This is a genomic window from Streptomyces sp. NPDC005576 (assembly GCF_042871745.1).
In the GTDB taxonomy this organism is placed as follows: domain Bacteria; phylum Actinomycetota; class Actinomycetes; order Streptomycetales; family Streptomycetaceae; genus Streptomyces.
The window spans coordinates 1-8,901 of record NZ_JBIAJC010000041.1 but is presented as its reverse complement, the minus strand read 5'-3'; the positions used below and the strand labels follow the sequence as shown (position 1 = coordinate 8,901).

The following is an 8,901-nucleotide window of genomic DNA, read 5'->3' as shown; positions in this document are numbered from 1 at the left end:
GTGGCGGTTTCCGCCGTGACGACCGTGGCGGCTCCAGCACCGGTGGTGGTGGGTTCCGTCGTGATGACAACCGCGGTGGCTCCGGCTCCGGTGGTGGGTTCCGTCGTGATGACCAGGCTCCGCGGCGTGATGACGACCGTGGCGGGCGTCCGGGCGGCTTCGAGCGCCGCGACGACCGTGGCGGCTCCGGCGCCGGTGGTGGCGGCGGTTTCCGCCGTGACGACCGCGGGGGTTCCGGTTCGGGCGGCGGCGGTTTCCGTCGTGACGACCGTGCCCCCCGCCGCGACGACGACCGCGCTGGCTTCCGTGGGCAGCGTGATGACCGTGCTCCGCGGCGTGATGACGACCGTGGGGCGCGTGCCGGTGGCTTCGAGCGCCGTGACGACCGTCCGCGCGGCCCGCGCCGTGACGACGACCGCCCCTCCGGTGGTGGTTTCCGTCGGGACGACAACCGTGGCGGCTCCAGCTCCGGTGGTGGCTTCCGTCGGGACGACAACCGTGGTGGTTCCGGCGCCGGTGGTGGCGGCGGTTTCCGCCGTGACGACCGCGGGGGTTCCGGTTCGGGCGGCGGTGGCTTCCGTCGTGACGACCGTGCCCCCCGCCGCGACGACGACCGCGGCGGTTTCCGCGGCCAGCGTGACGACCGCGGTGGCTACCGGGGAGGGGACGACCGTGGCGGGTACCAGCGCGACGAGCGTGACCGTGACCGCGAGCCCATCAAGCGGCTGCCCATCCCCGACGACGTCACGGGCTTTGAGATCGACAAGGAAGTGCGTCAGGAGCTCATGAGCCTGCCGAAGACCCTTGCCGACGACGTCGCGCGCAACCTCGTCATGGTTGCCCGGCTCATCGACGAGGACCCGGAGGAGGCGTACGGGTACTCCCGCGTCGCCCTCCGTCTCGCTTCGCGGGTCGCCGCCGTACGTGAGGCGGCCGGCTTTGCCGCGTACGCGACCCAGAAGTACGGGGAGGCACTGGCGGAGTTCCGCGCCGCGAAGCGAATGACCGGATCCGTGGAGCTGTGGCCCGTCATGGCGGACTGCGAGCGCGGTCTCGGCCGCCCCGAGCGCGCCATGGCGATGGCGGGTGAGCCCGAGGTCCAGAAGCTGGACAAGGCAGGCCAGGTCGAGATGCGTCTGGTGGCTGCGGGGGCCCGCCGGGACATGGGGCAGATCGACGCAGCCATCGTCACTCTCCAGAGCCCCGAGCTGGCCTCCAGCGCCGTCCATCCGTGGACCCCGCGCCTGCGCTACGCGTACGCCGACGCGCTCCTGGAAGCGGGCCGGGAGGACGAGGCCCGCGAGTGGTTCGGCAAGGCCCTCGAATCCGACAAGGACGGTTCGACCGACGCCTCCGACCGGCTCGCCGAGCTGGACGGGGTCGAGTTCGTCGATGCCCTGGACGAGGACAAGGAGGACGTGACCGGCACCGCCGGTACCGCTCCCGCCGCCGTCGACCACGCGGTCTCCGCGGTCCAGGACCCGGCGTCGGACATCGCCGACGACGACTTCGTCGAGACCACTGACGACGACGACGTCGATGACGACGAGGACGACACCGACGAGCTGAACGCGTGGGCCGACCGTGCCGACGCCGCCGCCGAGAGCGTGGATGCGCCTGCCGAGGCGGCTCCCGAGGCGGAGCAGAAGGCCGAGCAGAACAAGGCCGAGCAGAAGGCCGAGCACGACGCCGAGCAGCCCGACGCCGAAGGACCGGCCAAGGCCTGAACCGGTAAGAGCCGTGTGAGCGGTGGACGGTAGAAGAAGGGCGGCACTCCTCCGGGAGTGCCGCCCTTCTTCGTTTCTGCCGAACCTCGTCGCTGAAGTCTGAAGTCTGAAGTCTGAAAGTCTGAAAGTCTGAAGTCTCCCCCTGATCCGCGTGTCACCGCCGAAGGCTCGGAGGCCCCGCCCGGTCAGTCGGTGCCGAGCCTCCGCATCACCAGGCCCGTCGCCGGTTTCGGGCCGAAGGACGTCGACTTGCGCGGCATGGTGACGCCCTGCCGGGCGAGGTCGCGGACGACGGCCTCGCGCACCGGATGCATCAGGACGGCCGTTCCGCCGGACCGTTCGGCCTGGTCGACCGCGGCCACCGGGTCGTGGAGGTACGCGATGTCCTCGGCCCCGTCCGGGACGTGCCACACCCGGTCCAGCAGCGTCTCGTGCAGCACCGTCGCGTCCAGGGTGCGCCAGGCCTCGGGCCGGCCCGCCGGGACCGTGCGGGCGAGCAGAGCGGGGTCCGCCCGGTCCACGAGGCGGTACGTACCGTCGCCCGCCAGCAGATAGGCGTTGCCCTCCTCGGACGCGGCGGCGAGCACGCCCAGCGCGCGAGGCAGCGGGCCCGCCACCTCCCGCACCCGGAACCGGCCTCCGAGCGCGGCGAGGGCGTCGGCAGGAGCGAGCCGGCGGAGCACCCGGTGGATTGCACGCACCTGGAGCGGGTACCGGGCGGTGTCGACCAGGAAGACCAGGCCGAAGTCCCACGGCCCCGGGCCGCTCTGCTCCCGCTGGAGCCGCAGATAGGTGGCCCACCGGTGGTGGCCGTCCGCGATGAGGGCCTGGTGGGGGCGGAGGTCGGCGGCGGCCTCTGCCTGCTCCGCCGGATCGGTCACGGCCCACAGCCGGTGCCGCAGACCGTTCTCCGTGGTGGTGGTGAGCAGCGCCGGCCGCCGGGCGGCCCGCTCGACGACCGCCGCCGCGCCGGACTCCGTACCGTCACCCGCGTAGGTGAGGAGCAGCGGTTCGAGGTGGGCCCCGATGGCGCGCATCAGGGCCGCGCGGTCCGCCACCACGTCGTCCATCACCTCCTCGTGCGGGAGGACGACGCCGTCGGCGGCGGGGGAGAGCGCCAGGGAGCCGATCAGTCCGCGCTGGAACAAGCCGTTGCCGCGCTGCTCGTAGACGTAGAGAGCGGGTTCGGGGTCGGTGGCCAGCACGCCCTCGGCGAGCCAATCTTCGAGCGTCCGGGCCGCCTGCCGGTTGCGGGCGGTCGGCGAGCCGTCCTGGGGGAGGATCAGCCGCACGATGTTGTGGGGGTCCGCGGACTCCAGGTGGTGCAGGCCGTCCGGGCGTACCACCACGTCGTACGGCGGCGAGGTCACGGCCGCGAGACTCCCCACCCGCTCGCGGACGTAGCGCAGGCCGCGGAACGGGAACAGACGCAGCTCCTTCGCGGCGTCCCCCGATGTGTCCATCCCCGCATCGTAGGTGCGGTCCGCCGATGCGGGATGATCGGGGCAGAGGCATCGAACGAGGAGCGAACACAATGAGTCAGCAGGACAGGTCCCGGCCGCTCGGCAGCCGTACGGCGCTGAGCGAGGCGTACGACACGGCTCTGCTCGACCTCGACGGGGTCGTGTACGCGGGCGGTCAGGCCATCGGTCACGCCGTCGAGTCGCTCAGAACCGCGCGGGACGGCGGGATGCACCTCGCGTACGTCACCAACAACGCGTTGCGGACCCCGGCCGCGGTGGCCGCCCACCTGACCGAGTTGGGGGTGCCCGCCGATCCGTCGGACGTCATCACCTCAGCGCAGGCGGTCGCCCGGCTGGTCGCGGAGCAGCTCCCTGCCGGTGCCCGGGTCCTCGTCATCGGGGGCGAGGGGCTGCGGGTCGCACTGGAGGAACGCGGGCTCGTCCCGGTCGACTCGGCGGACGACGGCCCGGTGGCGGTGGCGCAGGGGTACGGCGGCCCGGACTTCCCCTGGTCGCGGTTTGCCGAGGCCTCGTACGCGATCAACCGGGGGCTGCCCTGGTTCGCTTCCAACACCGACCTGACCATCCCCAGCGCGCGGGGCATCGCTCCCGGCAACGGCGCGGCGGTCGAGGTGGTCCGGATCGCGACCGGTGCCGAGCCGCAGGTCGCGGGCAAGCCACTGCCTCCGATGCACCGGGAGACCGTGCTGCGTACCGGAGCCGAGCGGCCGCTCGTCGTCGGCGACCGCCTGGACACCGACATCGAGGGCGCCTTCAACGGCGGAGTGGACTCGCTGCTGGTGCTGACCGGGGTGACCGACGCCGCCCAGCTGGTCGCCGCCGTGCCGGAGCACCGCCCGACGTACGTCGACCGGGACCTGAGGGGGCTGCTCACCGGGCATCCCGAGGTGACGGTGGAGGACGGCACGGCCCGCTGCGGCGGGTGGACCGCCTCCGTACGGGGGCAGGAGCTGGTGCTGGAGGGCGAGGGCGACGCCCTCGACGCCATCGACGGGCTGCGGGCACTCTGCGGTGCCGCGTGGACCGACGGGGGCACGGAGGCGTGCGCCCTCGACGCGGACAAGGCCGTCGCCCGCCTGGGGCTCTGACGGCGGCTCCGACGCCGGGGCGGTGTCACGGCCTGCCCGGCTCCGACACCGTCCCGCCGTCGGGCAGGTCCTCAGAGCAGCGATCTCAGCTTGAGCAGGTCCCGGAACCCCGCCTCCAGGCGGACCCGGCCCGCGCCCCACGCCTTGGCGAAGTTGAGGTCGCCGTCCACCAGCGCGACCAGGTCGTCGCCGGTCATCGCCAGCCTGATCTCGGCCTTCTCCCGAGGTGGGCCCTCGACCGTGTCCAGCACCCGGACGCGGCCGTCCGTGAGCCGGCCGGTGAACGTCACATCGAGATCCTTGATGTGACAGCTCAGCGAGCGGTCGAGGGAGGCGGCGCTGCGGACGTCGCCGTCCGCGCCCGCGAGATTGTCGGAAAGTCTGTCCAGTGCGCTGCGGCACTCTGCCATGGTCGCCATCGTGATCGACGGTACCCCAGCCCACCGGGGTAGCGTTCCGGCATGAGCGACTGGACTGCGGGGCCCGGCACGGCTCCCGCGCAGGCACCCCCGGCGGCAACCGCGGACGAGGCCGACGCCCCCCGCACCACCCCCGGCGCGGACGCGGCAGGCCCCGGCGACGCCCCCCACCACGATCCCGCCGCGCCCGCCCCCCTCGGCGTCGTCCGCACGCCCACCGGGAACCCGGCCGTGGACACCGCCCTGGAGCGCCTGGCCGACGCCGACCACCTCGCGGCGGACGGACACACCCAGGTGTACGAGGATGTACACCGTGGGCTGCGCTCCACGCTGACCGCGCTGGACGCCGGACCCGCCCCCGCACCCCCGTACGACAACAGGAGCTGAACGTAACCGTGGCAGGAGTGGCCCGTCGCCGCCTCGACGCAGAGCTGGTACACCGCAAGCTCGCCCGCTCGCGCGAGCACGCGAGCCAGCTGATCGCCGCGGGCCGCGTCTCCGTGCGCGGCCTGGTCGCGACCAAACCCGCCACCCAGGTGGAGACCAGCGCCCCCGTGGTCGTGGCCAAGGACGAGAGCGATCCGGAGTACGTCTCACGCGGCGGGCACAAACTCGCCGGCGCCTTCGCCGCGTTCGTACCGCTGGGACTGGAGGTGGAGGGCCGTCGCGCGCTGGACGCCGGGGCGTCCACCGGCGGCTTCACCGACGTGCTGCTGCGCGCCGGGGCCCGGCAGGTCCTCGCCGTCGACGTCGGCTACGGGCAGCTCGCCTGGTCGCTCCAGTCGGACGAGCGGGTCGTCGTCAAGGACCGCACCAACGTGCGCGAACTGACGCTCGACGACATCGACGGGCTGCCGGTGGACCTGGTCGTCGGCGATCTCTCGTTCATCCCGCTGGGGCTCGTACTGCCCGCGCTGGTGCGCTGCGCAGCCCCCGACGCCGACCTGGTCCTCATGGTCAAGCCGCAGTTCGAGGTCGGCAAAGAACGGCTCGGCAGCGGCGGGGTGGTGCGCAGCCCCGAGCTGCGCGCCGAGGCGGTGCGCGAAGTCGCCCGCCGGGCGGCGGCGCTGGGGCTCGGTGTGCGCGGGGTGACGGCCAGTCCGCTGCCCGGCCCCTCGGGGAACGTCGAGTACTTTCTGTGGCTGCGGGCCGGCGCACCCGAACTGGATCCGGCAGATGTGGACCGTGCAGTGGCGGAGGGGCCTCGTTGACGACGACAAGTACGGCACGAACAGTCTTTCTCTTGGCGCATACCGGCCGTCCGGCCGCGATCCGCAGTGCGGAGCTCGTGGTGCAGGGACTGCTGCGCAACGGCCTCGGCGTGCGGGTCCTGGAGGCCGAGGCGGCCGATCTGCCGCTCCCGCCGACGGTGGAGACGGTCTGCGACGCGACCCCCGCCGCGGTGGACGGGTGCGAGCTGCTGATCGTGCTCGGCGGCGACGGCACGCTGCTGCGGGGCGCGGAGATCTCGCGCGCCTCGGGCGTCCCCATGCTCGGGGTGAACCTCGGCCGGGTCGGGTTCCTCGCGGAAGCCGAGCGCGACGACCTGGACCGGGTGGTCGCCCGCGTGGTGACCCGGGCGTACGAGGTCGAGGAACGCATGACGCTCGACGTGGTGGTGCACAGCAACGGCGCCGTGGTGCACACCGACTGGGCGCTCAACGAGGCGGCGGTGCAGAAGGTGTCCCCCGAAAGGATGCTGGAGGTGGTCCTGGAGATCGACGGGCGGCCGGTCACCGGATTCGGCTGCGACGGGATCGTCTGCGCGACGCCCACCGGCTCGACCGCCTACGCGTTCTCCGCCGGCGGTCCCGTCGTCTGGCCCGAGGTGGAGGCCCTGCTGATGGTGCCGATCAGCGCGCACGCGCTGTTCGCCAAGCCGCTGGTCACCTCCCCGACGTCGGTGCTCGCGGTGGAGGTCCAGCCGCACACCCCGCACGGGGTCCTCTGGTGCGACGGCCGCCGGAACGTGGAGCTGCCCGCGGGCGCCCGCGTCGAGGTGCGGCGCGGCGCCGTACCCGTACGGCTGGCGCGTCTGCACCACGCGTCGTTCACCGACCGGCTGGTCGCGAAGTTCGCGCTGCCGGTCTCCGGGTGGCGGGGCCTGCCGCAGTGACGAAGGGTGTACCCGGACCCCGTGAGGGCCTCCGGGTACACCCCGATCCGGTGGTCGTGGGCCGTTGCGCAGACGCGCCGGAGCGCGACGCGACCGGGGGCCGTCGCACGCGGGCGGTGAAACCTCGTATGGTCGTGTCCGTGTTGGAGGAGATGCGGATACGGTCGCTCGGAGTCATCGACGATGCCGTGGTCGAGCTGTCGCCCGGATTCACCGCGGTCACGGGTGAGACCGGAGCGGGCAAGACCATGGTCGTCACGAGCCTCGGGCTGCTGCTCGGCGGACGTGCCGATCCCGCCCTGGTGCGGATCGGCGCCAAGGCCGCGGTGGTCGAGGGAAGGATCACGGTCGCGGACGGTGACGCGGTCGCCCTGCGGGCCGAGGAGGCCGGTGCGGAGATCGAGGACGGCGCGCTGCTCATCAGCCGTACCGTCTCGGCGGAGGGCCGCTCACGGGCTCACCTCGGGGGCAGATCCGTGCCCGTCGGGGTCCTCGCCGAACTCGCCGACGAACTGGTCGCCGTGCACGGCCAGACCGACCAGCAGGGCCTGCTCAAGCCCGCACGGCAGCGGCAGGCCCTGGACCGGTACGCGGGCGACGGGGTCGCCGTGCCGCACGAGAAGTACGCGGCCGCCTACCGGCGGCTGCGCGCCGTCGTCGTGGAGCTGGACGAGATCACCACCCGGGCCCGGGAGCGGGCCCAGGAGGCGGATCTGCTGCGCTTCGGCCTCGACGAGATCGCGGCCGTGGCACCGCTGCCCGGAGAGGACACCGAACTAGCCGCCGAGGCCGAGCGCCTCGGGCACGCCGAGGCGCTCTCCTCCGCCGCCGCCCTCGCGCACACCGCGCTGGCCGGGAACCCGGAGGACCAGGAGGTCGTGGACGCCACGACCGTCGTCGCGGCGGCCGGCCGCTCACTGGACGCCGTGCGCGCCCACGACCCCGCCCTCGCCGCCCTCGCGGACCGCATCGGGGAGATCTCCATCCTGCTCGCCGACGTCTCCGGGGACCTCGCCGGATACGCCGACCAGCTCGACGCCGACCCGCTGCGGCTCGCTTCGGTGGAGGAGCGCCGGGCCGCGCTCACCGTCCTCACCCGCAAGTACGGCGAGGACATCGCCGCCGTGCTGCTCTGGGCCGAGGAGGGTGCCGCACGCCTCACCGAGCTGGAGGGCGACGACGACCGGATCGGTGAACTCGTCGAGGAACGCGACGCCCTGCGCACGGAACTCTCCGAACTGGGCCAGGCCCTGACCGACGCCCGTACCGAAGCGGCGGCCCGTTTCGCCGCGGCGGTCACCGAGGAACTCGCCTCCCTCGCGATGCCGCACGCCCGCGTCTCCTTCGCCATCCGGCAGGCCGAGGCGCCCGACGAGGCCTCCGGCATCGACGTGGGCGGCCGCAGCGTCGTCTACGGGCCGACCGGGGCCGACGAGGTCGAGCTGCTGCTCGCCCCGCACCCCGGCGCCCAGCCCCGGCCGATCGCCCGGGGAGCGTCGGGCGGTGAGCTCTCCCGGGTGATGCTCGCCGTGGAGGTCGTCTTCGCGGGCTCGGACCCGGTGCCCACGTACCTCTTCGACGAGGTCGACGCGGGCGTCGGCGGCAAGGCCGCGGTGGAGGTCGGCCGTCGCCTCGCCAAACTCGCCAGGACCGCCCAGGTCGTCGTCGTGACGCACCTCCCGCAGGTCGCCGCGTTCGCGGACCGGCAGCTGCTGGTCGAGAAGACCGTGGACGGCTCGGTGACCAGCAGCGGGGTCACCGTCCTGGAGGGCGAGGACCGGGTGCGCGAGCTCTCCCGGATGCTCGCGGGCCAGGAGGACTCGCAGACGGCCCGCGCCCACGCCGAGGAGTTGCTGGCCACCGCTCGGGCAGATCTCTCCTAAGGGCTGTCCCGGGCAATGTTTGCCCCATGAGGAGCGGTGGTCGGTGCGTGCGATCGCCAGGCGGCCGGAAGTCCTGGTAGCGGAGCTACCAGGACTTCCGGTCAACGCCGCGAGTGCGCGTGCCGACCACCGCGACGGGGCCTAGCTTGGCGGGGGGGGGACAAAGGCGCGCCCGGCCGTGGAC

The 8,901-nt window shown here is 73.4% G+C and carries 9 protein-coding genes; 7 read left to right on the top strand and 2 right to left on the bottom strand.

Annotated features, from left to right (window positions below; translation table 11 throughout):
* Both ACFYPN_RS33505 and ACFYPN_RS33500 read left to right on the top strand, forming a co-directional pair.
* A partial coding sequence (locus ACFYPN_RS33505) for a hypothetical protein (protein ID WP_389303659.1) occupies positions 1 to 789 on the top strand: 789 nt, incomplete at its 5' end.
* Positions 771 to 1,727: a tetratricopeptide repeat protein gene (locus ACFYPN_RS33500; protein ID WP_389303657.1), complete on the top strand. Its 957-nt coding sequence runs from the start codon at positions 771 to 773 to the stop codon at positions 1,725 to 1,727. The genes ACFYPN_RS33505 and ACFYPN_RS33500, both read left to right, overlap by 19 nt.
* A 185-nt stretch (positions 1,728 to 1,912) precedes the next feature.
* Here ACFYPN_RS33500 and ACFYPN_RS33495 read toward each other — a convergent pair whose 3' ends face one another.
* Positions 1,913 to 3,190, bottom strand: coding sequence for a DUF1015 family protein (locus tag ACFYPN_RS33495; RefSeq protein WP_389303655.1), 1,278 nt, complete (start codon positions 3,188 to 3,190; stop codon positions 1,913 to 1,915).
* A gap of 71 nt (positions 3,191 to 3,261) precedes the next feature.
* Between ACFYPN_RS33495 and ACFYPN_RS33490 the strand changes: the two genes are divergently transcribed.
* Positions 3,262 to 4,299, top strand: a complete 1,038-nt coding sequence (locus ACFYPN_RS33490; RefSeq protein ID WP_389303652.1) for an HAD-IIA family hydrolase — start codon at positions 3,262 to 3,264, stop codon at positions 4,297 to 4,299.
* A gap of 71 nt (positions 4,300 to 4,370) precedes the next feature.
* On the opposite strand, the gene ACFYPN_RS33485 is transcribed toward ACFYPN_RS33490, so the two are convergent.
* Positions 4,371 to 4,718, bottom strand: coding sequence for an SCP2 sterol-binding domain-containing protein (locus ACFYPN_RS33485; RefSeq protein ID WP_358766178.1), 348 nt, complete (start codon positions 4,716 to 4,718; stop codon positions 4,371 to 4,373).
* Positions 4,719 to 4,760: 42 nt separating this feature from the next.
* Between ACFYPN_RS33485 and ACFYPN_RS33480 the strand changes: the two genes are divergently transcribed.
* The 4 genes from ACFYPN_RS33480 to recN all read left to right on the top strand — a co-directional run bounded on the left by ACFYPN_RS33480 (position 4,761) and on the right by recN (position 8,717).
* Complete coding sequence (locus tag ACFYPN_RS33480) at positions 4,761 to 5,105, top strand: hypothetical protein (RefSeq protein WP_389303649.1); 345 nt, start codon at positions 4,761 to 4,763, stop codon at positions 5,103 to 5,105.
* Positions 5,106 to 5,113: 8 nt separating this feature from the next.
* Positions 5,114 to 5,929 (top strand): TlyA family RNA methyltransferase, encoded by an 816-nt coding sequence (locus tag ACFYPN_RS33475; protein WP_386892859.1) that lies wholly within the window; start codon positions 5,114 to 5,116, stop codon positions 5,927 to 5,929.
* Positions 5,926 to 6,834: an NAD kinase gene (locus ACFYPN_RS33470; RefSeq protein ID WP_358766172.1), complete on the top strand. Its 909-nt coding sequence runs from the start codon at positions 5,926 to 5,928 to the stop codon at positions 6,832 to 6,834. The genes ACFYPN_RS33475 and ACFYPN_RS33470 overlap by 4 nt, the downstream gene beginning before the upstream one ends.
* Positions 6,835 to 6,962: 128 nt before the next feature.
* On the top strand, positions 6,963 to 8,717 hold the full coding sequence (gene recN / locus ACFYPN_RS33465; protein WP_358766170.1) for a DNA repair protein RecN: 1,755 nt from the start codon (positions 6,963 to 6,965) through the stop codon (positions 8,715 to 8,717).
* The last annotated feature ends 184 nt before the right edge of the window (positions 8,718 to 8,901 follow it).

Coding starts and splice junctions, on each gene's coding strand:
- ACFYPN_RS33495 (WP_389303655.1), bottom strand. CDS start 3,190: ATGGACACATCGGGGGACGCCGCGAAGGAGCTGCGTCTGTTCCCGTTC.
- ACFYPN_RS33490 (WP_389303652.1), top strand. CDS start 3,262: ATGAGTCAGCAGGACAGGTCCCGGCCGCTCGGCAGCCGTACGGCGCTG.
- ACFYPN_RS33485 (WP_358766178.1), bottom strand. CDS start 4,718: ATGGCGACCATGGCAGAGTGCCGCAGCGCACTGGACAGACTTTCCGAC.
- ACFYPN_RS33480 (WP_389303649.1), top strand. CDS start 4,761: ATGAGCGACTGGACTGCGGGGCCCGGCACGGCTCCCGCGCAGGCACCC.
- recN (WP_358766170.1), top strand. CDS start 6,963: ATGGTCGTGTCCGTGTTGGAGGAGATGCGGATACGGTCGCTCGGAGTC.